Annotated in this window: 20 protein-coding genes; 4 read left to right on the top strand and 16 right to left on the bottom strand. The window is 65.2% G+C overall.

Annotated features, from left to right (window positions below; all coding sequences use genetic code 11):
- Positions 1–1156 precede the first annotated feature (1156 nt).
- Positions 1157–2605, top strand: coding sequence for a S41 family peptidase (locus EJB06_RS08855; RefSeq protein WP_126073654.1), 1449 nt, complete (start codon positions 1157–1159; stop codon positions 2603–2605).
- A gap of 12 nt (positions 2606–2617) precedes the next feature.
- Here EJB06_RS08855 and EJB06_RS08850 read toward each other — a convergent pair whose 3' ends face one another.
- The 4 genes from EJB06_RS08850 to EJB06_RS08835 are packed head-to-tail and all read right to left on the bottom strand — an operon-like array spanning position 2618 to position 6877.
- Positions 2618–2929 carry a DUF3325 family protein gene (locus EJB06_RS08850; RefSeq protein WP_126073653.1) on the bottom strand — a complete coding sequence of 104 codons (312 nt, stop codon included), beginning with the start codon at positions 2927–2929 and terminating at the stop codon, positions 2618–2620.
- Positions 2922–4445 carry a PepSY-associated TM helix domain-containing protein gene (locus EJB06_RS08845; RefSeq protein ID WP_126073652.1) on the bottom strand — a complete coding sequence of 508 codons (1524 nt, stop codon included), beginning with the start codon at positions 4443–4445 and terminating at the stop codon, positions 2922–2924. Before EJB06_RS08845 ends, EJB06_RS08850 begins: the two co-directional genes overlap by 8 nt.
- A 10-nt stretch (positions 4446–4455) precedes the next feature.
- Entirely contained in the window at positions 4456–4743 is a 288-nt protein-coding gene (locus tag EJB06_RS08840; protein WP_126073651.1) for an iron transporter, read from the bottom strand.
- Between the two features lies 1 nt (position 4744).
- Positions 4745–6877, bottom strand: coding sequence for a TonB-dependent receptor (locus tag EJB06_RS08835; RefSeq protein WP_229426983.1), 2133 nt, complete (start codon positions 6875–6877; stop codon positions 4745–4747).
- A 358-nt stretch (positions 6878–7235) separates the two neighbouring features.
- Here EJB06_RS08835 and EJB06_RS08830 point away from each other — a divergent pair, with 358 nt between their 5' ends.
- Positions 7236–8357 carry a beta-ketoacyl-ACP synthase III gene (locus EJB06_RS08830; RefSeq protein WP_126073650.1) on the top strand — a complete coding sequence of 374 codons (1122 nt, stop codon included), beginning with the start codon at positions 7236–7238 and terminating at the stop codon, positions 8355–8357.
- 155 nt (positions 8358–8512) lie between these two features.
- Here the strand turns inward: EJB06_RS08830 and EJB06_RS08825 are convergent, their stop codons facing one another.
- Complete coding sequence (locus EJB06_RS08825; protein WP_126073649.1) at positions 8513–10552, bottom strand: NADPH-dependent 2,4-dienoyl-CoA reductase; 2040 nt, start codon at positions 10550–10552, stop codon at positions 8513–8515.
- Between the two features lie 247 nt (positions 10553–10799).
- Here EJB06_RS08825 and EJB06_RS08820 point away from each other — a divergent pair, with 247 nt between their 5' ends.
- Positions 10800–11291, top strand: coding sequence for an SRPBCC family protein (locus EJB06_RS08820; protein ID WP_307720444.1), 492 nt, complete (start codon positions 10800–10802; stop codon positions 11289–11291).
- Positions 11292–11324: 33 nt separating this feature from the next.
- Here the strand turns inward: EJB06_RS08820 and EJB06_RS08815 are convergent, their stop codons facing one another.
- From EJB06_RS08815 to EJB06_RS08765, 11 genes are all read right to left on the bottom strand, one after another.
- Positions 11325–11780: a hypothetical protein gene (locus EJB06_RS08815; RefSeq protein WP_126073647.1), complete on the bottom strand. Its 456-nt coding sequence runs from the start codon at positions 11778–11780 to the stop codon at positions 11325–11327.
- A 16-nt stretch (positions 11781–11796) separates the two neighbouring features.
- Entirely contained in the window at positions 11797–12255 is a 459-nt protein-coding gene (locus EJB06_RS08810; protein ID WP_126073646.1) for a DUF2721 domain-containing protein, read from the bottom strand.
- 62 nt (positions 12256–12317) lie between these two features.
- On the bottom strand, positions 12318–13274 hold the full coding sequence (gene pip / locus EJB06_RS08805) for a prolyl aminopeptidase (protein ID WP_126073645.1): 957 nt from the start codon (positions 13272–13274) through the stop codon (positions 12318–12320).
- Between the two features lie 70 nt (positions 13275–13344).
- Positions 13345–13893, bottom strand: coding sequence for a hypothetical protein (locus tag EJB06_RS08800; RefSeq protein WP_126073644.1), 549 nt, complete (start codon positions 13891–13893; stop codon positions 13345–13347).
- Complete coding sequence (locus EJB06_RS31805) at positions 13874–14866, bottom strand: DUF1993 family protein (protein WP_164557871.1); 993 nt, start codon at positions 14864–14866, stop codon at positions 13874–13876. The genes EJB06_RS08800 and EJB06_RS31805 overlap by 20 nt, the downstream gene beginning before the upstream one ends.
- A gap of 21 nt (positions 14867–14887) precedes the next feature.
- Complete coding sequence (locus EJB06_RS08790) at positions 14888–15604, bottom strand: AAA family ATPase (protein WP_126073643.1); 717 nt, start codon at positions 15602–15604, stop codon at positions 14888–14890.
- A 1-nt stretch (position 15605) separates the two neighbouring features.
- The gene (locus EJB06_RS08785) at positions 15606–16310 is read right to left on the bottom strand and encodes a YuaM family protein (RefSeq protein ID WP_126073642.1); all 705 of its coding nucleotides are present in this window, start codon (positions 16308–16310) and stop codon (positions 15606–15608) included.
- An 86-nt stretch (positions 16311–16396) separates the two neighbouring features.
- The gene (phbB, locus tag EJB06_RS08780) at positions 16397–17137 is read right to left on the bottom strand and encodes an acetoacetyl-CoA reductase (RefSeq protein ID WP_126073641.1); all 741 of its coding nucleotides are present in this window, start codon (positions 17135–17137) and stop codon (positions 16397–16399) included.
- Between the two features lie 129 nt (positions 17138–17266).
- On the bottom strand, positions 17267–18445 hold the full coding sequence (locus EJB06_RS08775; RefSeq protein WP_126073640.1) for an acetyl-CoA C-acetyltransferase: 1179 nt from the start codon (positions 18443–18445) through the stop codon (positions 17267–17269).
- 72 nt (positions 18446–18517) lie between these two features.
- Positions 18518–18793, bottom strand: a complete 276-nt coding sequence (locus tag EJB06_RS08770; protein ID WP_126073639.1) for a hypothetical protein — start codon at positions 18791–18793, stop codon at positions 18518–18520.
- Between the two features lie 198 nt (positions 18794–18991).
- Positions 18992–19900 carry a LysR family transcriptional regulator gene (locus EJB06_RS08765; protein ID WP_126073638.1) on the bottom strand — a complete coding sequence of 303 codons (909 nt, stop codon included), beginning with the start codon at positions 19898–19900 and terminating at the stop codon, positions 18992–18994.
- 110 nt (positions 19901–20010) lie between these two features.
- On the opposite strand from EJB06_RS08765, the gene metE reads away from it, so the two are divergent.
- On the top strand, positions 20011–22299 hold the full coding sequence (gene metE, locus EJB06_RS08760) for a 5-methyltetrahydropteroyltriglutamate--homocysteine S-methyltransferase (protein ID WP_126073637.1): 2289 nt from the start codon (positions 20011–20013) through the stop codon (positions 22297–22299).
- Positions 22300–22522: the final 223 nt, after the last annotated feature.

The raw sequence follows: 22522 nt of genomic DNA, 5'->3' as shown, positions 1-22522 counted from the left end.
GACATTTGGACACGACCTGGGCTGTAAAAGCCTCCTGTCCACTTTGGTGCCAGGTCTGACATTCGGACACGATCTGGACTGTAAATGTCCACTTCGGTGCCAGGTCTGACATTTGGACACGACCTGGGCTGTAAAAGCCTCCTGTCCACTTTGGTGCCAGGTCTGACATTCGGACACGATCTGGGCTGTAAAAGCCTCCTGTCCACTTTGGTGCCTGTCCACTTTGGTGCCAGGTCTGACATTTGGACACGATCTGGGCTGTAAAAGCCTCCTGCGCCGTTTCTGGTGTTGAGTACGTGTCCGAATGTCAGACCTTGTCCACTTTGGTGCCAGGTCTGACATTCGGACACGATCTGAGCTGTGTCCACTTTGGTGCCAGGTCTGACATTCGGACACGATCTGGGCTGTAAAAGCCTCCTGTCCACTTTGGTGCCTGTCCACTTTGGTGCCAGGTCTGACATTTGGACACGATCTGGGCTGTAAAAGCCTCCTGCGCCGTTTCTGGTGTTGAGTACGTGTCCGAATGTCAGACCTGGCACCGAAGTGGACAGGTGTTGAGTACGTGTCCGAATGTCAGACCTTGTCCACTTTGGTGCCAGGTCTGACATTTTGTCCACTTTGGTGCCAGGTCTGAGATTCGGACACGATCTGGGCTGTACAAGCCTCCTGTCCACTTTGGTGCCAGGTCTGAGATTCGGACACGATCTGGGCTGTAAAAGCCTCCTGTCCACTTTGGGGCCTGTCCACTTTGGTGCCAGGTCTGAGATTCGGACACGATCTGGGCTGTAAAAGCCTCCTGTCCACTTTGGGGCCTGTCCACTTTGGTGCCAGGTCTGACATTTGGACACGATCTGGGCTGTAAAAGCCTCCTGCGCCGTTTCTGGTGTTGAGTACGTGTCCGAATGTCAGACCTTGTCCACTTTGGTGCCTGTCCACTTTGGTGCCAGGTCTGACATTTGGACACGAGCTGGGCTGTAAAAGCCTCCTGCGCCGTTTCTGGTGTTGAGTACGGGTCCGAATGTCAGACCTGGCACCGAAGTGGACACGAACAGGGCCGTGTACGAATGTCAGACTTGGCACCGGCTTGGGGGTTATACTGGATCCGTGCCAGCTCATCAGGTGAACTGGGGCTTTTCCTTGCATCGTAGGTGACATCATGGGCTCTACCCTCAAAAATTCCGGGCTGGTCAGCCTGGGCGCCATTGCCGGCGTGGCCATTTCCATGCAGTTTTCGGCACTCGCGCAAAAGCCGGTCGAGCAAAGCATGCCGATCGAGGAGTTGCGCCAGTTGGCCGAAGCCTACGATCTGATCAAGACCGATTACGTCGAACCCGTCGCCGACAAGAAACTACTGACCGAGGCCCTGTCCGGCATGGTGGCCTCGCTCGATCCCCATTCGGCCTACCTGGACAAGAAAGCCTACCGCGACTTGCGCGAAGGCACGCAAGGCAAGTTCGTCGGCCTGGGCATCGAAATTTCCGTGAGCGAGGAAGGCTTCATCAAGATCGTGGCGCCGATCGAGGATTCGCCGGCCTGGCGCGCCGGCATCAAGGCGGGTGACCTGATTACGCGCATTAATAACGAGCCGATCCAGAACCTGGGCATCGACGAGGCCGTCAAGAAGATGCGCGGCGAGCCGCTCACCAAGGTCACCTTGACCCTGCAGCGCAAGGATGTGCCGCTGCCGCTGGTGATGACGATCATGCGCCAGGAAATCATCCAGAAAAGTGTCAAAGGCAAGATAGTCGAGCCGGGCTACGCCTGGTTGCGCATCTCGCAATTCCAGGAGCCGACCCTGGACGACATGGTGGCCCGCCTGGCCGCGCTGTACCAGCAGGATCCGGCCCTCAAGGGCCTGGTGCTGGACCTGCGCAACGATCCGGGCGGCCTGCTGCAGGGCGCCATCGGCGTGTCGGCTGCCTTCCTGCCGCGCGGCGCCGAAATCGTTTCGACCAACGGCCAGCTGGCCAATTCGCGCCAGAGCTACCTCGGCAAGCCCGAGTTCTACACCCTGCAGGGTGACGGCGACGTGCTGGCGCGGCTGCCGGCCGCTTTCAAGACGCTGCCGATGGTGGTGCTGGTCAACACCGGCTCGGCGTCGGCCTCCGAAATCGTGGCCGGCGCGCTGCAGGATTACAAGCGCGCCACGATCCTCGGCAGCCAGACCTTCGGCAAGGGCTCGGTGCAGACCATCAAGCCGCTCGGGAGCGACACCGCCGTCAAGCTGACCACGGCCCGCTACTACACCCCGGCCGGGCGCTCGATCCAGGCGCGCGGCATCATTCCCGACTTCCTGGTGGACGAAAACGCCGATGGCGACGGCTTGAACGGCTTGCGCATGCGCGAGGCCGACCTGGAAAAGCACCTCTCGAACGACCGCGACAAGGAAAGCGCCGCCAGCACCCGCGAGCAGCTCGACGCCCAGCGCCGCCTGCTGGAGGTGGAGCGCAAGCGCAAGCCGCTCGAATACGGCAGCAGCGACGACTTCCAGCTGGCCCAGGCCCTGAATCACCTGAAAGGCTTGCCGGTGCAGTTGGCCAAGGCGGCCAGTACCGGGGCGGCGGTGGTGCAGGTGATGCCGGCGCCCGCCAAACTCAAAAAATAGGCAAGGCCGGTCCTAGCGGCGCACGAAGGCGAGGCCGCGCAGCCAGTGCGGCTTCCACGCCAGGGTGAACGCCACCGACATGGCGCCGGCACCGAGCAGCAGCACCGCCAGCAGCGTGCCGAAGCCCGCCCCATGGACCGCCACGCACAGCGCGCAGCCTAGCGCCAGCCCGGCTCCCGCGCCCAGGCGGCGCCGGCGCAGCGCGGGCGGCAGCGCGGCTTGCCCCGTCACCGTCGTCCAATGCGCTTCCTGCATCAGCGCCAGCACGCCGAACGACAGCCAGATCGCGGCAAACGCCGCCAGGGTCAGCAAGCCGTCAGCCATCGCTGCGCCCTGCGCTGCGGCGCGCCGCCAGCACGGCGACGCAGGCCGCCGCCAGCAGCGCCGCATCCATGCCCGCCACCGCATACAAACCGGTGCCGACGGTGCGCAGCGGATGGTCGCCGGTGCCGATCCAGTTCGACAGCACCGCCAGCAGCGCCAGCGCCGCAATCGCCCAGGCCTGCTCGCTCCAGGCTTTGCCGGCACGCAGCCAGGCATGCGCGAAGGCAGCCACCCAGGCCAGGTAGAACGCCCCCATCTCCAGCTGCGCGCGCGCCACGCCGGCCCACGCCGCGTCGAGCGGCAGCACCCGGTTGGCGAGCAGGAAGGCCAGCGTCGCCAGCATGATGCCGCTGACGCTGCCGATCGCCAGCCCTTCCACCACGCGCACGCCGGCCAGGCCTTTCTTCGCGTGGCTGGCGCGGCGCCCCTCGATCCAGAACAGGAAGCCGGTGGCGATCAGCACGCAGCCGGACAGGCCGGCCGCAAAGTACAGCCAGCGCAAGGTCCAGTGGTCGAAGCGGATGAAATGGATACCCGACATGAAGCGCTGCACCGTCATGACCGGGCCGGCCTCGAAGCGATGCAGCACCGCGCCGCTGGCCGCGTCGAAATAGATCTGGTCCAGGTTCATGGTGATGTCGCCGGCATAGGAACGGCGCAGCTCCACGTAGCTGTTGGCGTCGCCCGGATGGAACACGCGCACGAAATACGGATGCCCGCCTTTCCACTCGGCTTCGGCGCGCGCCAGCATGCCGTCGACCGAACCCAGCGTGCCGGGCGCGTTGGCCCTGGCGCGCTTGAAGCGGCCGTAGGCGTCGGCCGTAAACGCGGCCTTGGCTTTCTCGCCGCTGCCGTACAGCGCCTGCTGCGCCGCCGGAAAATAAATGGTGATGAAGATGATCAGCCCGGACAGGGTAATCATGAAGTGAAACGGCAGCGCCAGCACGCCGCTCAGGTTGTGCAGGTCGAGCGCGCTGCGCTGCAGGCGCTTGCGCGGGCGGAAGGTGAAGAACTGCGCGACGATTTTTTTATGGATTACCACGCCCGACACCAGCAGCACCAGCATGGCCATCCCGGCCACGCCCACCAGCCATTTGCCCAGGTCCATCCACTTCAGGTGCAGGCTGTAATGGAAGGGGAAGATGAAGCCCGAACCGGCTTCGGTGCCCTGCTCCGGAATAAAGGCCAGGCTGGCCGGATCGAGCAGGCCGGTGGTGGCCTGGCCCTTGCTGTCGCGGTGGGAAAAGGTCAGCACCGGTTCGCGCGCGGTCGGCAAATCGACCCGCCACTGCGCGGCGCCGGCCGGCACCTGCGGCGCGACCGCCTTGGCGATGCGGTCCAGCGAGAGCGGCTGCGCGGCGGGCGCGAGGCGCGTCTGCGGCATCATCCAGCGGTCGATCTCCAGGTCGAACACGCTCAGGGTGCCCATCCAGAAAATGGCGAACAGCAGGCTGCCGATGCTCACACCGGCCCAGGTATGCAGCCAGGCCATCGATTTGCTGAAAGTGCGTTCCATGCGCGCGCCCCTAGGCCAGGAAGTACAGGAAGGCGCCCATGGCCGCCATGGCCAGCGCCAGCACCGTCCACAGGCGCAGCACGCTCTGCACGCTGAAGGCCCACAGCAGCAGTAGCAGGTACACGATGAAGCCCGTCATGGCGGCCAGCGCCACCGCTTCGGAGCGCGCCATGCCCAGGCGCGCCAGCAGCGCGGCGGCCGTGCTCACCCCCAGCGCGGTGACGGCATAGCCGCCGAACACCGCACCGATCACGCGCAAGCCTGTCAGCACGCCGGAGGACGCCGCCGCCGCGCGCATGTCAGAAGTTCAGCGCGTAGCCGAGCGTGAGCACGCGTCCGCGTCCGGCGAAATAGCGCTTCGGCTCGACCAGCGCGCTTTGCGAGTAGTAGGTGATGTAATCCCGGTCCAGCAGATTGGCCAGCGCCAGCCGCACTTCGCCCTTCGGCAGCTGGTAGTTGAGGGTGGCGTCGACCAGGGTGTAGCCGCTGAACTCCTTGGCCGGATCGTCGAAGTTCTGGTGGAACGCGTGCTGCGCCTGGACGAAGGACTTGAGCTTGCCGTTCCAGTGCGCCGACCAGGTGGCGATCAGGCGGTTCGGCGCCACGTTCAGGCCATCGAGGCGGGCGTCGAGCGAGCCGTTTTCGTCGCTGTCGTAACGGCCCCTGGTGTAGGCGTAGGCCAGCTTGGCGCGGTGCGCGGCCGAGATGCGGTAGCCGGCGGACGCTTCCACGCCTTCGATGCGGGTCTTCTCGCGCGCCATCATGAAGGCGCCGTTGACCGGAATGACGCGCGTGCCGAAATCGGAATCCGAACGGAAGATGCTGGCGTCGATATCCCAGTCGCCCTTGCGGATACGGGTGCCCAGTTCCACGCTCCTGGTCAGGATCGGTTGCAGGTCCTGCATGTCGGCCACGTTCTGGCCGGGCGTATTGATCGAGCGCAGGACGCGGCCGATGTCGGGCATGCCGAAGCCTTCGGAATAGCTGGTAAACACGCTCACTTCCTGCACCGGCTTGTACACCAGGCCCGCGTTGAACAGGGTCTCGTTGAATTTGAGCTTGCCGCCTTCGACCGCCACCCGCTTGTACTGCGCCAGCGTGCGGTAGCTGTCGATGCGCAGGTCCGCGTTTTCCTTGCGTACGCCGGCGTGCAGGGTCAGCTGGTCGAGCGGCTTGTATTCGCCCTGGACGAACAGCGACAGGTTGCGGTAATCCGATTCCGGCACATAAGTGCGTCCGGTGCCGTACAGGTCTTGCTTGCCCTTGTCGAACAGGGTGTCGAAGCCGCCCGTCAGCTTCATGCGCCCGCCCAGCAGGTCCGACTTGCCGAGACTGACCTTGCTGCCGTACTTGGACGCCAAGGAGCGCGACTGGTCGTACAGGGTGCCGACCGGCGCGATCAGCACGTCCTGGAAGGTGGCCGAATTATCGGCCCCGAACAAGCCTTCGAACTCCTGGTTGAACACCATGGCCGACAGTTCCATGCCCGCCAGGTCGGCGTGGCTGTAGGCCAGGCTGGAAGTCCAGACATCGTTCCACGGCGCGGTGCCGGGCGGCTTGCCTTCGACCGAGACGCTCGGCAGGCCGGTCTTGCGGTCGCCCGCCACGACCAAGTAACTGGCCTCGGACTTGATGCGGTAGCGGTTCACCGACAGTTGGACGCGCTGCTTGTCGTCGATCCAGTAGCCCAGCTTGGCCAGCATGTCGTAGCTGCGCGAGTCCATCAGGTCGCCCTGGGTATTGTCGGTGCCGATGGCGCGGCCCTTGCCGTCCAGGTACAGGCCCTGGTCTTCGACACCGGCCGAGAACAGGTACTCCAGCTTGTCGCCCCGGCCCGAGACGCGGTAAGTCGTCTTGTAGCTCATGACGTCGCTGCCCAGGCTTGACGTCGGGGTGGTCGCCTGGACATCGACGTGCTGCTTGAACGAGCCTTTTTCAGGCCGGCGCGTGATGATGTTGATGGTGCCGCCGGTCGCCCCCAGGCCGTTGACGGCGTTGGCGCCCTGGATCACTTCGATCCGGTCGACCATCGCGTAGTCGATGGTGTGGGCTTCGCGGCCGGTCGGGCGCATCGGGTTCGATTGCGGCACGCCGTCGACCAGGATCAGCGGCGCGCGCCCGCGCAGGGTCTCGCCGGAACCGTTCATCTTGCCGCGGCTGGGCGTGTACGACGGCAGCACGCTGCTCAGGAGATCCGAGGAATTGGTGGAAATGGCCATCTGGCGCTCGATCTCCTCCTTGCGGATGATGACCACCGTCTGCGGCGCCTTGTCGGCCTCGATGTTCGAGCGCGAGGCCGACACCACCACCGCCTGCATCGGCGCCTCGTCGGACTGGGCGTGCGCCATGGACGGGGCCAGGGCGGCCAGCGCCAGCATCACGGCGGCAGGGAGGGGACGGCGTTGCGGCGGCAGGGACATCGATGACTTCACGGGCGGTTCCTTTATGTGGGATGCATGCAGCCATGCGCGCTGCATGGGGAAGATCCGCACCATCGTGTCGGGGATGGCAATGTCGTCAAGGGAAAGTCCGCGGCGAGCGCCGGCGAGCGGCTGCACAAACGACGGCCCGCTGCGCAACAAGGCGCGGCTGGGCCAGTCTATTGAGAATGATTTTCATTATCAAGTGCCGAAACGGCATTGTCAACCTGCAAGAATACGTACTGACAGGGCGAGTTGACGGGTGCGGCGGCGCTTGCGGCCCGCTTTTCTCGCCACCATGAATGTCATTGTGTAGAATCGTCGGCACGTGCCGGGTCATGCCCGGCTTACCCTATTTGAAAGCTCCACCATGAAACAAGTCGTCATCAGCGGCACGGGCCTGTTCACGCCGCCCCATTCGATCTCCAACGAAGAGCTGGTCGTCGCCTTCAACGCCTACGCCGAACAATACAACGCGGAGCATGCCGACGCGATCGCGGCGGGCGCGCTGACGGCCATCGAAGGCTCGAGCGCGGCCTTTATCGAAAAAGCCTCCGGCATCAAATCGCGCTATGTGATGGAAAAAACCGGCATCCTCGATCCGGCGCGCATGACGGCGCGCATTCCCGAGCGTGCGGACGAAGAGATCTCGCTGCAGGCCGAGATCTGCGTGGCGGCGGCGCGGCAGGCGCTGGACCGGGCCGGCCGCACGGCGGCCGACATCGACATGGTGCTGGTCGCCTGCAGCAACATGCAGCGCGCCTACCCGGCGATGGCGGTCGAGGTGCAGGAAGCGCTGGGCATCGACGGCTTCGGCTTCGACATGAACGTGGCCTGTTCCTCGGCCACCTTCGGCATCCAGACGGCGATGGCGGCGGTGCAGAGCGGCCAGGCGCGCGCGGTACTGGTGCTCAATCCCGAGATCACCAGCGGCCACCTGAACTTCCGCGACCGCGACAGCCACTTCATTTTCGGCGACGCCTGCACGGCGATCGTGATCGAAGCGGCGGAGACGGCGACCGGCCATCACCAGTTCGAGATCCTGGAATCGAAGCTCAAGACCAAGTTCTCGAACAATATCCGCAACAACTTCGGCTTCATGAACCGCTTCGACGAAGCGGGCATCGGCCAGCCGGACAAGCTGTTCCGCCAGCAGGGCCGCAAGGTATTCAAGGAAGTGTGCCCGATGGCGGCCGAGATGATCCGCGAGACGGTCACCAACGCCGGGCTGGAAGTGGCGCAGGTATCGCGCTACTGGCTGCACCAGGCCAACCTGAACATGAACCTGCTGATCACCCGCATGCTGCTCGGGCGCGACGCCGAGCCGCAGGAAGCGCCGGTCATCCTGGACACCTACGCCAACACCTCGTCGGCCGGCTCGATCATCGCCTTCCACAAGTACCAGGACGATATGCCGAGCGGCTCGCACGGGGTGATCTGCTCGTTCGGCGCGGGGTACTCGATCGGGTGCGTGGTGGTGCGCAAGAAGTAAGTGCCGTACCGGTCGCTCGCAAAACCGGGAATAGCCCCGTGCCCCAGCCCCAGGCGTCATAACACCGTTGACTTTCAATCCGTCATTCCCGCGCAGGCGGGAATGACGGATTGAAGTGAATTGGATATCGGTTCTGTTCTGGGTCGCATGTGTTCTCAAAGCCGTGCCGCCAGCTCCGCGCCTTCCTTGATGGCGCGCTTGGCGTCGAGTTCGGCGGCCAGCGCCGCGCCGCCGATCTTGTGGAACACCGGCCCGCCATTGGCCGCCGCGCCTTCTTCCGGCATCAGCTCCGTCAGGCTGTCCTGCCCCGCGCAGATGATCACGTTGTCGACCGCGATCAAGCGCTCTTCGCCGCCTACCGTGATGTGCAGCCCATGGTCGTCGATCTTGTTGTACGTGACCCCGGCCAGCATCACCACGCCGTTGCGGCTCAAGGTCGCGCGGTGCACCCAGCCCGAGGTCTTGCCCAGCCCCGCCCCCAGTTTGGATGCCTTGCGCTGCATCAGGAACAACTGGCGCACCGGTTCGGCCGCGTGCGGGGCGCTCAGGCCGCCGCTGGTGGTCGCTTCCAGGTCCACGCCCCACTCGCCGGCCCATGCGGCCAGCGGCAGCGGCAGCGGGTGCGCCGGGTTGTGCAGCAAGTATTCGCCCACGTCGAAACCGATCCCGCCCGCGCCGATGATCGCCACCCGCTTGCCGACCGGCGCCTTGTTCTGCAAGACGTCGATGTACGACAGCACCTTGGGATGCCCGATGCCCTCGATCGGCGGCATGCGCACCTTGATTCCGGTGGCGACGATCACGTCGTCGAAGCCGCCCGCCAGCAGCGCCTCGCGCGTGACCCGTTCGCCGAGCCGCACGGTCACGCCGGTCAGTTCCAGCTTGCGCGAAAAATAGCGGATCGTCTCGGCGAATTCTTCCTTGCCCGGGATTTGCATGGCGATCTTGAATTGGCCGCCGACCGTGTCGCTCGAATCGAACAGCGTGACCGCGTGCCCGCATTCGGCCGCCACGGTCGCCGCCGACAGCCCGGCCGGGCCGGCGCCCACCACCGCCACCTTGCGCGCGCGGCGCGTGGGCGCGTACACCAGCTCCGTCTCGTGGCAGGCGCGCGGGTTGACCAGGCAGCTGGCGCGCTTGTTGGAGAAGGTGTGGTCGAGGCAGGCCTGGTTGCAGCCGATGCAGGTGTTGATCTCGTCCGCGCGCCCGGCCGCCGCCTTGGCCACGAACTGGGCGTCGGCCAGGAAGGGGCGCGCCATCGAGACCATGTCGGCGTCGCCGCGCGCGATGATGTCGTTCGCTTCGAACGGCATGTTGATGCGGTTCGAGGCCACCACCGGAATCTTCACTTCGCGCCGCAGGCGCCCCGCCACGCTGGCAAAGGCCGCGCGCGGCACCGAGGTGACGATGGTCGGCACGCGCGCCTCGTGCCAGCCATAGCCGGTGTTGAGGATGGTGACGCCGGCCGCTTCCAGCGCATGCGCGACCTTGACCACGTCGTCCCAGGTGTTGCCGCCTTCGACCAGGTCGAGCAGCGAGTGGCGGTACATGATGATGAAGTCGTGGCCCACGGTCTGGCGAATGCGCTTGACGATCTCGATGGGCAGGCGCATGCGGTTCTCGATGCTGCCGCCCCAGCGGTCCTGGCGCAGGTTGGTGCGCGCGCACAGGAACTGGTTGAGCAGGTAGCCTTCGCTGCCCATCACTTCGATGCCGTCGTAGCCGGCCCGTTTGGCCAGCCTGGCGCAGCGCGCGTAGTCGCGGATGGTCGCTTCGATCCCGCTTTCGGTCAGCGCGCGCGGCTTGAACGGCGAAATCGGCGACTTGCGGTCCGAGGCCGACACCACCAGCGGCTGGTAGCCGTAGCGCCCCGAATGCAGGATCTGCATCAGGATCTTGCCGCCCTCTTCGTGCACCGCCGTGGTGACACGCCGGTGGTTGATCACATCGCCCGCGAAATTGAGGGTGCCGCCGAACGGCAGCAGCCAGCCCTGGCGGTTGGGCGAGATGCCGCCGGTGACGATCAGGCCGACGCCGCCCCTGGCGCGCTCGCGGTAGAATGCGGCCAGCTTGCCGTAGTTGTAGAAGCGGTCTTCGAGCCCGGTGTGCATCGACCCCATGATGACGCGGTTGCGCAGGGTGGTAAAACCGAGGTCCAGGGGCGCGAGCAGGTGGGAATAGGCTTGGTTTGTCATGGTTGCGTGGGTGGAGGCGTAAAGACGCAGCGTCGGCACTGCATGTCGAGACGACATTACAACCTACTTCTGTAGATGCCGGGTTCTAATCTTGCGCCGCGCGCCCGGCGCTATCCCGCGCACGCTTGAGCACGCTCCCTTGTCAGGCCCGTCGCTTTCCCGTAGGCTGGGCCTTATGTTTCCGCGAATCCTATTATGTTGCCTTCTCGCTTGTTCCGAGCCCGTCCTGGCCCAATCCAGGCTGGAAGTGTCGGTCAAGCGTGTCGACGTGGCCGACCAGCACGTCTTCGAAGTCGCGTCCAGCGGCGAGGTAAAGGCGTCGCCGGCGGCCGTGTGGAAGGTGCTGACCAATTACGATCGCATGTCCGAGTTCGTGCCGGACCTGAAAACCTCCAAGGTCCTTTCGCGCACCGGCAACAAGGCCATCATCGAGCAGTTCGGGGTGGCCAGCTTCCTGTTCATCCGGCGCGATATCCACCTGATCGTGCAGGCCACGGAGGAGCCGATGACGGCCATCGATATCGGCCTCGTTACGGGCGACATGCGCCTCTACCAGTGCCGCTGGGAGCTGGTGCCGGTGCCCGAGACGGGCGGCACGCGCATCGTCTACAGCGGCAAGCTGGTGCCGAAGTTCTACGTGCCCGGCATGCTGGGCGCGAACATCATCCGCTCCGACATCGAGCGCATGATGAAAGCGGTGCTGGCGCGCCTGGAGCGCGGCGACAGTGCCGGCAACTGAATCGCGCTCAATCCACGCCCGATCCTGGCCGCATCAGGCCTGGTAGCTGTGCGGCTCGCGCAGTTCGGCGAAGCTTTCGATGCTGCCGATGTTGACGGTCACGGGATTGAGACTCATTTGCGGCGCCATGGCGCGCCACGCAAACTGCCACTCGCGTTCTTCCGCTTCGGCGCTGCTCTTGGTGAAGGCGGCGCCCAGGGCCGCGCGCACGCCGTATTCGACGGCGCCGTCGATGCCGGCCCAACTTGGCAGGGTGCGCTGCACGGCGCGGTGCAGGCGCTCGCCGAATTCCTCGGTATTGTGGATCACCAGGCAGCAGTCGGCCGGCGAAAAAATCTCGAACAGGGCTTTGTCCCAGGCTTGCGAGAACGACAGGGTCAGGCAGTTGTTGGCCGGGACCAGGCGAAACTGCCCCAGGGTCAGCGCGGCTTCCAGTTCGGCGCGCGGAGCGTAGCGGAACAGGGTCGGGGGACGTTGATAATCGTGCATAGGAAAACTCAATCTGTTAGTTTGGGTTCGGCAGGGAGCCGGGCGGACGCACGTGACGGCGCGAACGCAGCGTCTTGGACGCGACAAAAATTTCGACCAGCAGGTACACGAAGCTGCCGATCAGGCACAGCATCGCAATCACGAACAGGCCGGCGATGTACTGGTCCAGCGGGACGTTGGTGGTATCGCCCAGGAACAGCAGCGCAATGACCAGGCAAATCAGCAGGCCGCAGGCGGTGCTCAGTGCAATGGCGTAGTTAATCAGGTGCCAGCGCCGGTACAGGACATCGAGTTCGTCCATGTAGGCGTCCTGGTAGGCGATATCGAGGCGGTCTTCCAGCACGCGCGAACGGTCGATGATACGCGCCAGGCGGTTGGTCAGCACCATCAGGTTGGTGCACACCCCGGTGAGCAGGAACACCGGCGCGATGGCCAGCTGGATGACGTGGCCGATATCGGTGAGCTGGAGATTCATAGGGCGCTGTTCAATGGTTTATGCATGCAGCCGCTAGTGTAGCAGGGCCACCCCCGCCGTCGCTACTCGAAGCGCCCGCTGCGCTTGAACTGCTCGGTGGCGCCCACCAGCGCCTTGGCGATGCCCGCTTCCAGCGCGCCATGGCCGGCGTCGGCCACCATGCGCAGGCGCGAGCCGGGCCAGGCCTGGTGCAGGCGGTAGGCCGACAGCGGCGGGCAAATCACGTCGTAGCGGCCCTGCACGATCACGCACGGCAGGTGCGCGATGCGGCCCACGTCCTGCACCAGCTGGTCTTCGCGCAGGAAGCCGCCGTTGGCCATGTAATGCGATTCGAGCCGGCCCACGCCCAGGTCGAGCGTGTCGGACGCGGTGTCTTCGGGCTGCGGCAGCAGGAACACGCGCCGTCCTTCGAAGCGGCTCCAGGCGCGCGCCGCCGGCCAGTACACGGCCGGATCGTCGCACAGCATGCGCGAGGTGTAAGCGGTGAGCAGGTCGGCCCGCTCGGCTTCGGGAATCGGGGCCACGAATTCGTCGTACAGCTCCGGGTAGAACCAGCGCACGCCGTGCAGGAACCAGTCCACTTCGGCGGCGGTGCACAGGAAAATCCCGCGCAGGATGAAGCCGAGGCAGCGCTCGGGATGCGCTTCGCCGTAGGCCAGCGCCAGGGTCGAGCCCCACGAGCCGCCGAACACCAGCCACTTGTCGACGCCGAACTGGGCGCGCAGGGTTTCGATATCGGCGATCAGCAATTGGGTGGTGTTGTCGCGCCATTCGCCCAGCGGGGTCGATTTGCCGGCGCCGCGCTGGTCGAACAGGATGATGCGGTACTGCTGCGGGTCGAAAAAGCGCCGGTGCTGGGGCGACAGGCCCGCACCCGGCCCGCCGTGCAGGAACAGCACGGGAATGCCGTGCGGGTTGCCCACTTCCTCCCAGTAGATGGTATGGACCGCGTCGACTTCCAGCATGCCGTGCCGGGTCGGCTGGATCGGCGGGAACAGGCAGGTCGGAATGGCGGGCATGGGAGTCCTCTTTGAGTTGACAGGCGATTGTAGCGCACTGGGGCGCCGCCGCAATCGCTAGCGTGGCGCCCTACCCCGCGCGGCCGGCCAGCTGCCGCACCGCGTCCATTGCGGCTTTCAGGTCGCCGCCGGCGTGGCGCTTCCACAGGACGGCGGCGGCCGGGAATTTGCGCGCGCCGACCAGGGCGCCGATCTGGCGCCGCACGTCCGCCTCCAGCAGGGCGTATCGGCGCAGCTCGGGCGAACGCGGCTCGCCGGCACGCCCCGAGGGATCGCGCTCCATCAAACAGGAGTGCAGCTCGGGCAGCGGCTGCGGCGCGGCGCCGCCGTGCGCCACGCTCGCGCTCAGGCGGAGCTCGGGCAGCGCGCCGGGCGCCAGGTGCTCGTCGGGCCAGTCGATCAGCTGCGCCACGTTGTAGATGGTGTCGACCTGGGCCTCGCGGATGACGTCGACCAGGTCGTGCGGGTCCACGCCGGCGGCGAGCAGCCTGGCGACGGCGCCGCCCTGCCGCTGCAGCGCTTGCGGCGCGGCTTCGTCGATGACGGTGCTCCACAGCCCGCGCAGCAGCAGCTCGTGCAGCAGCGCCGCCGGCGACTGGTCAGGCGCCGGTGTAGACATGGAACCCGTCGAAATCGGCCTTGCCGAGCGCGACCCCGCCCTGGCGCAGGATGGCGTAGGCGGCGGTCAGGTGGAAAAAGAAGTTCGGCAGCGCGTACTGCAGCAGGAAGGGCTGGCCCGGCAGGGTGACCAGGGCTTCGCCGGCGCGGTCGCTGACCATGCGGCTGGCGGCGCCGTCGAACTGCGCGGGCGTGAGCGCGTCGAGAAAGCCGAGCACGAAGTCGATGCGCTGGCGCAGGCCCTCGTAGGTCGGTGCGAACTGGCCGCTGTCGCGCAGCGCGCTGGCGGGAAAGGCGCCGCTGTCCGACAGGGCGCTGCCGGCCAGCGGGGCGCAGGCGCGCACGGCGAAATTGGCCGCCACCTCGGCTTGCGCCGCCAGCGTCAGCATGCCCGGCGCCAGGCGCGCGCCGAGCAGCGCGCCGGCATCCGCATGCGCTTCGCCCAGCGCCAGCATGGCGCGCATCTGGCGCAGGTAACGGCGGAACACGGGCACGCTCGCTTCGTACAGATTCTCGTTCGCCCACGGCTGCTCGCGCGCGCGCCGCAGCGAGTACTGGACTTCGATATCGTCTTTCATCTTGCCGCGCTCCCAGCCCTGCGATTCGTAAAAGATGTCGGCGCGCGTGTCGGCGCCGGTCGAGAGCACGATCTGCTCGTGCCCCTGTTCGAACAGATCCTCGACGGCCAGCGCCAGCAAGCGCTTGCCGATGCCCTTCCCTTCGCGCGCCGGGTCGATGAACAGCGCCCAGATCGATCCTTGCGCGCGGTCGGCGCTGGCAAAGCCGGCGATCGCGCCATCGTCCTCGCACACCCAGCTGCGCCCCAGGCGACCCAGATAATCGCGGTACATGGCGAGAGTGACGCGGCCCGGGTCGCGCAGGCGGTTTTCGGTAACGGCCAGGCGAATGGCCGACATGGCAGGGATGTCGGCTTCGGTGGCCAGCCGGAAGGTGAGCGTGGAAGTGGTATTCAAGGTCGGTCGTGTTCCTGTTGTTCAGTCGTCGGCAAGCAGTTGCTTGAGGCGCCGTGGATAGTGGTTGAGAAAGTCGCGCGTGACCGCGAAATGTTCGGTATCTTCGTAGGCCACGTCGGCGATGCCGCTGCCGTCGAACTGCAGGATTTTGGCGTTCGGGTACGACAGCAGGATCGGCGAATGGGTGGCGATGATGAACTGGCAGTCCTGCTTGACCAGCTGGTCGATCGCCGACAGCGCGGCCAGCTGGCGGTTGGGCGAGAGCGCGGCCTCGGGCTCGTCGAGCAGGTACAGGCCGCCGGCGGAAAACTCCAGGATCACGTCCATGAAGGCTTCGCCATGCGAGCGCAGGTGCTTGGAGGGCTGCGGAGGAAACGTGCCGTCGAGATAGGTGAAGACATTAAACAGGCTCTCGGCGCGCAAAAAATACGACCAAGCCGGCTTGCGGAAGCTCTTCACCAGTTTCAGGCAGTTCCGCAGTGGCGAGACGTCCTGCTGCTCGCGGTGGACGTTACGGCTGCCGCCTTCGCTGGGCAGGCCCATCGCCACGGCGATCGCTTCGAGCATGGTCGACTTGCCGGCGCCGTTTTCATCCACAAAAAATGTGACGTCGGCATGCGGCTCGATGACGCCCATGTCGCGCACGGCGGGAATATTGAAGGGATAGCTGTCGAAGTCGATTTCGGCATCGCCGGCGATCGAGATTTCGCGTAAGTAGGGTTTGGCGCTGATCGACATGCTAGTTCCGCGTAGACAACTGCAGTTTTAGAACCTCAAGCTGATAAACGTACCTTTGCACTTGGAAGTTCAAGATGAACGCGCCAGCTATCGTCGACATGGCGAACAGAAACAGCAAAAACAGGACCGCACTGGGAAAATGGGCAGGATCGGCCCAGTTTGCAAGGAAAAACGATGCCCGCCATGGCACTTCTCTGAAAACCGCCCAGCCACCTGCCAGCAACACCACCAGAGCCAGTTTGTCTGTTCCGCCAACAAACAACTTAATGCGCTCACGCGCTCGATTCGCCCTAAGTTCCACGAACTCGTGCGCACGCTGTAAGTCTTTTTTATCGAATCTGTCCAGGCGTCTGGCTTGGCCAAGATCCCATTTTAGCTCCGATACAAAGCTGCGCCACAGGCTCTGCTTGAGCGTAATACCCCAGCACACCACTTCAACGATAAGTGCGCCAAGAGCGGCGAAAGCCATAAAAAGAGTTCCCACCATCAATCCAAGGATAGTGTCCATCCCCATAGGCGTCAGGGGTGAACGAAATTGATGCCACGCTAGAAACAGCGACGCGATAGCGGACAGACCTAAAGCAAACAATAAGCCATATCGAAAGACCCGGTGTGCCAGTAATTCCAAGCGGGTACGATGGTTCTTTCTGCGAACTGGCTTGAAGGTATCGACAATCTCAAGAATTTCAAATGCAGCACTGCTCATGAACCGCCTTCGCATAACTGCTGTATTAAGTAAAAAAGCACCGCCCCACGGGCAGTGCTTTCGGAGGATGCTAACGCCGGCGGCAATCAGGACATGTGCTGTCCGCCGTTGATGGCGATGTTGGCACCGGTCACAAAAGCGGCTTCGTCCGACGACAGGTAAGCGACCAGGCCGGCGACTTCTTCCGGTTTGCCCAGGCGCGCCATCGGGATTTGCGGGATGATCTTGGTGTCGAGCACTTCTTTCGGGATTTCCATGACCATCTTGGTGCCGATGTAGCCCGGCGAAATGGTGTTCACGGTCACGCCCTTGCGCGCCACTTCCAGCGCCAGCGCCTTGGTGAAGCCGTGCATGCCGGCCTTGGCCGCCGAATAGTTGGTCTGGCCGAAGGCGCCCTTCTGCCCGTTCACCGACGAAATGTTGATGATACGGCCCCAGCCGCGTTCGACCATGCCATCGCACACCGGCTTGGTCATGTTGAAGACGGAGTCGAGGTTGGTGGCCATGACGGCGTCCCAGTTCGGCTTGTCCATTTTCTTGAACGTCATGTCGCGCGTGATGCCCGCGTTGTTGACCAGCACGTCGATCAGGCCGACTTCGTCCTGGATCTTGGCCACGCAGGCCTGGGCCGAATCGTAGTCGGCCACGTCGCACTCATACGCCTTGAAGTCGTAGCCCATGTCCTTGGTGGTCGCCAGCCACTCGGCGACCTTCTTGTTACCAGGGGAATACGTGGTGACGACCCGATATCCGAGAGCGGCCAGCTTGAAACAGACCGCTTCGCCCAAACCGCCCATACCGCCGGTCACTAATGCAACTCTAGCCATGTTGTCTTCTCCTGTTTTTGTACACCAACTCCAACCAAATCGCGGGGGCGGATTGGAACCGCCTTGCCCCGCTTAAGCAATGCCCGGTGTCGCCCGGCCCGGCCCGGCTGCGCTTGCGCGCAAGGGCACTCAGTCGCGCTCTACCGCCAAAGCAACTCCCATGCCGCCGCCGATGCACAGGCTGGCCAGCCCGCGCTTGGCGTCGCGGCGGATCATTTCATGCAGCAAGGTCACCAGCACGCGGCAGCCCGATGCACCAATCGGGTGCCCCAGTGCGATCGCGCCGCCGTTGACGTTGATCTTGCTGGTGTCCCAGCCCATCTCTTTGTTGACCGCCACCGCCTGCGCGGCGAAGGCTTCGTTAATTTCCATCAGGTCCACGTCTTCGTGTTTCCAGCCGGCTTTTTGCAGGCACAGCTTGGTCGCCGACACCGGGCCCATGCCCATGATGGACGGGTCCAGCCCGGCCGAGGAATAGGCCTTGATGCGCGCCAGCGGCTTGAGGCCGAGTTCCTTTGCCTTGGAAGCGGACATCATGATGACGGCGGCGGCGCCGTCGTTCAGGCCCGACGCATTCCCGGCCGTCACCGTACCGGCTTTGTCGAAAGCGGGGCGCAGGCTGGCCAGCGAGTCGAGCGTGGTGCCGTGCTTCGGATACTCGTCGGTGTCGAACACGACCGTGCCCTTCTTGGACACGATCTCGAAAGGAATGATTTCATCCTTGAACTTGCCGGCTTTTTGCGCGGCCTCGGCCTTGAGCTGGGATTGCAGCGCGAATTCGTCCTGCTCGGCGCGCGAGACTTCGTACTTCTTGGCGACGTTCTCGGCGGTCACGCCCATGTGGTACTGGTTGAAGGCGTCCCACAGGCCGTCCACGATCATGGTGTCGACCAGCTTGGTGTCGCCCATGCGGAAACCGTCGCGCGAGCCGGGCAGCACGTGCGGCGAGGCGCTCATGTTTTCCTGGCCGCCGGCGATGACGATGTCGGCGTCGCCGCACTTGATGGCCTGGGCCGCCAGGTGGGTGGCCTTCAGGCCGCTGCCGCAGACTTTGCCGACGGTAAAGGCCGGCACCATGTCGGGCAAGCCGGCCTTGCGGGCGGCCTGGCGCGCCGGGCCCTGGCCGGCGCCGGCGGTGAGCACCTGGCCGAGGATGACTTCGTTGACTTTGGCCGGATCGAGGTCGATCTTCGCCAGCAGGTGCTTGATGACGTGGGCGCCCAGTTCGGCGGCGGGGATTTTCGCGAGCGCGCCGCCAAATTTACCGACTGCGGTACGGCCAGCGGCCACGATTACGACGTCTTCCATGTGAATCTCCGATGTGCTGTGTTCTGGCGCGGGGCCAGTGGGGGTTTCAAGTGAGCGGCCTGGTACTGGATTCTAGATTCCGGCCGCCGTTTCCGGCGCTGCTCCGGCCGGCGGCGCGGCCAACCGGGGCCGACCGAAAATTGCAAACTGCCATGCATCGCGCGGAACCGGGGTCAGCCAGTTGCTGGCGCCGCCCGCGACCTGCCACTGCCGGGTTGCGACGGTGGCGCTGGCGAGCAGGGTTCTTATCGAATCGACATTGACTTGCGCAGCGGACACGCCCGCATCCATCGCGGCCTGGACGCTGCGTTCGAACATGCCCGCATGGGCGTCGAACAGTTCCCGCATGGAGCGGAAAAATGGGTCAGAACTTGAAAACATGGTTTCCCTTTTCGGATGGACAGGCTTTGACAGCACACAGCGTGGCAAAGTCCACCATCTTAGTTTCCAGATTCCGTTCGAGTTTGAGCAAAATCAATCTTATCAGCTTATTCACCGAAAACAATCGGGGATTGCCCTACCGCCGCAAATTACCCCGCTTGAATATCAGCTAAGCAAGGTGATGCCGTCGAGCGTACGCGCGCATTGCTCGCGGATCACGCCGACGAAGTCGCTCACATAGGCCTTGGCGGCCAGCGCCGGCGGCACCGACACGAACAGGTCGCTCCACAGGCCGAACTCGCCCACCGGGCGCGACAGCACGTAATCGTAATCGACGTAATTCTTGATGGCCCAGTTGGGCAGCGCGGCCAGCCCGCGCCGGCTGGCGACGAGCTGGAGGATGGCGACGGTCAGCTCGGCCGTGCGGCGTTCGAAGCGGACCTTGGCGGGGCGCAGGACTTCGCGGATCAGGTCGATCCGTTCTTCCGGCACCGGATAGGTGATCAGGGTTTCGCCTTCAAAATCGGGCGCTTCCAGGCGGCGCTGGGCGGCCAGGCGGTGCTTCTGGGCCAGCACCACCAGGATTTCGAAGCGGAACAGGGGGAACACGGTGTATTCCGGGCCGCCCGCCGAACCGATCACCAGGTCGGCCTGGCCGCTGCGCAGCAGCTCGATCGGTTCGCTGTGAAAGCCCGACACCAGGTCGATCTCGACATCCGGCCAGCGCTGGCGGAAGGCATCCATGACCGGCATCAGCCAGTCGAAGCAGGTATGGCATTCGAGCGCCACGCGCAGCTGGCCGCGGTCGCCCTGCGACAGGCGCGCCACGTCGCGTTCGGCCTGCTCCACCTCGGGCAGCACCTGGTCGGCCAGCGCCAGCAGGCGCATGCCGGTGGCGGTAAACGCGATCGGCAGCGACTTGCGTTCGAACAGGGGGGCGCCGTAGCGCTCCTCCATCAGCTTGATCTGGTGCGAGAGGGCCGATTGCGTCAGGTTCAGCAACTGGGCGGCGCGCACCAGGCTGCCGGATGAGCGCAAGGCAGTCAGCGTGCGCAGGTGTCGGAGTTCAAGCATGGGCCTCGCTCAATGAAAATTTTTCATGCGGAACTGCAAAAGGTTTCGTTTTGATTATATGACAGTTTGCTGCAAACTTTACACACGAACAATGAAATCTCGATGACATCATGAAAACGCTGCACACCCACGTACTTGGCTTTCCCCGCATCGGCGCGCGCCGCGAACTGAAAACCGCCCTCGAAGCCTTCTGGCGCGGCGACACCGGCGAAGCCGAGCTGGAAGCGGCCGGCGCCGCCCTGCGCGCGCGCCACTGGGCCCTGCAGGCCGGGGCCGGGCTGGAACTGGTGACGGTGGGCGACTTCGCCTTCTACGACCAGATGGCCAATCACATCGCGCTGTTCGGCTGCGAGCCGGCGCGCTTCGGCCCGGATGCCGGCGCCACCCCGCTGGCGCGCTATTTCGCCATGGCGCGCGGCGCGCAAGCGGCCTGCTGCGGCGGGCACGCCGGAGAACACGGCAGCCATGCCCTCGACATGACCAAGTGGTTCGACACCAACTACCACTACCTGGTGCCGGAATTCGGCCCGGACACCGCCTTCACCCTGGCCGGCGAGCGCCTGCTGGCCGAAGTGGCCGAAGCGCAGGCGCTCGGGCACCGGGTCAAGGCCAGCCTGATCGGCCCGCTCACCTTCCTGTGGCTGGGCACGGCGCGCGAGGCCGGTTTCGACCGTTTGAGCCTGCTCGAAAAACTGCTGCCGGTCTACACCGCCCTGCTGATGCGCCTCAAAGCCGAGGGCGTGGAATGGGTGCAGGTCGACGAACCGATCCTCGGGCTGGACTTGCCGCAGGAATGGCGCAACGCCTTCGAAATCGCCTACTGGCTGCTGGCGCAATCGGGCGCGCGCATCATGCTGGCGACCTATTTTTCGCCGCTCGAAGAAAACCTCGGCCTGGCCTGCCGTCTGCCGGTGGCCGGCCTGCATGTGGACGGCGTGCGCGCGGCGCATGAGCTGACCAGCGTGTGCGACTGGCTGGCCCTGCCGAAGGTGCTGTCGGTCGGCATCGTCGACGGGCGGAATATCTGGCGCACCGACCTCGACGCGGCCATTGCCCGGCTGGCGCCGCTGCTCGACAAGCGCGGCGAACTGTGGCTTGCGCCCTCGTGCTCGCTGCTGCATGTGCCCCTGAGCCTGGCCGACGAAGACGCGCTCGACCCCGAAGTGCGTTCCTGGCTGGCCTTCGCCACCGAAAAACTGGACGAACTGGCGACCCTGAAAGCGGCCCTGCAAGGCGCGCACGCGCCGCAGCTGGCCGTCGCGCGCGCCGCGATCGCCAGCCGCGCGCGCAGCGCGCGGGTGCACAGCGACGCCGTCGCGGCCCGGGTGCGCGCCTTGCCGGACGATGCCGACCGGCGCGCTTCGCCGTTCGCCGCGCGCCAGGCGCTGCAGCGCGCGCGCTTGCGCCTGCCCGCCTATCCGACCACCACCATCGGCTCGTTCCCGCAGACGGCGGCGATCCGCGCCGCGCGCGCCGCCTTCCGCCGTGGCGCCCTGCCGCTGGCGCAGTACCAGAGCGCGATGCGCGCCGAGATTGCGCATGCGGTGGCGCGCCAGGAAGCCATCGGCCTCGACGTGCTGGTTCACGGCGAAGCCGAGCGCAACGACATGGTCGAGTATTTCGGCGAGCAGCTCGACGGCTTCGTCTTTACGCGGCACGGCTGGGTGCAATCGTACGGCTCGCGCTGCGTCAAGCCGCCGGTGCTGTATGGCGACGTGGCGCGCGGGCGCGCGATGACGGTGGCCTGGTCGGCGCATGCGCAAAGCCTGTCGGCGCGGCCGGTCAAGGGCATGCTGACCGGGCCGGTCACGATCCTGCAGTGGTCCTTCGTGCGCGACGACCAGCCGCGCGCGCTGACCGCGCTGCAGATCGCGCTGGCCATGCGCGACGAAGTGGCGGACTTGCAGGCGGCCGGGATCGGCATCATCCAGATCGACGAGCCGGCCCTGCGCGAAGGCTTGCCGCTGCGGCGCGCGCGCTGGGGCGAGTACCTGGCCTGGGCCACGCGCGCCTTCCGCATCACGGCCGGCGCGGCGCAGGACGCGACCCAGATCCACACGCATATGTGCTATGCCGAGTTCAACGACATCCTGCCGCAGATCGCGGCCCTGGACGCCGACGTGATCACCATCGAGACCAGCCGTTCCGACATGGCGCTGCTGGACGGCTTCGGCGAGTATCGCTATCCGAACGAGATCGGCCCGGGGGTATACGACATCCATTCGCCGGCGGTGCCGAGCACGGACGCCATCGAACGGCTGCTCAGGAAAGCGGCCCAGGTGATCCCGGCCGCCAACCTGTGGGTCAATCCCGATTGCGGCCTGAAAACGCGCGGCTGGGCCGAGACCGAAGCGGCGCTGGTCAACATGGTGGCGGCCGCCCGGCGCCTGCGCGCATAGCCATCCCTGCCGGTGTCCACCCGGGTGCGTGTCCATCCGGGTGCCAGGTCTGACATTCGGACACGGCCTGAGCCTTGCAGAAGCGCGCGCAAGGCCGCCGGCGCCCCTCAAAACCGGTTTGGAGTTGCCTCGCGGAACATGCATGGCAAGCCTCCCCGAACCGCAATTTTCACAGTAGAATGCACGAGCCTGCGCCACTTTGGGCGATGATCCGCCCATCCCT

Source organism: Massilia atriviolacea (assembly GCF_003953935.1).
In the GTDB taxonomy this organism is placed as follows: Bacteria; Pseudomonadota; Gammaproteobacteria; order Burkholderiales; family Burkholderiaceae_D; genus Telluria_A; species Telluria_A atriviolacea.
Note: the sequence above shows the minus strand (reverse complement) of the source record. Positions and strands in the feature narration are given on the sequence as shown.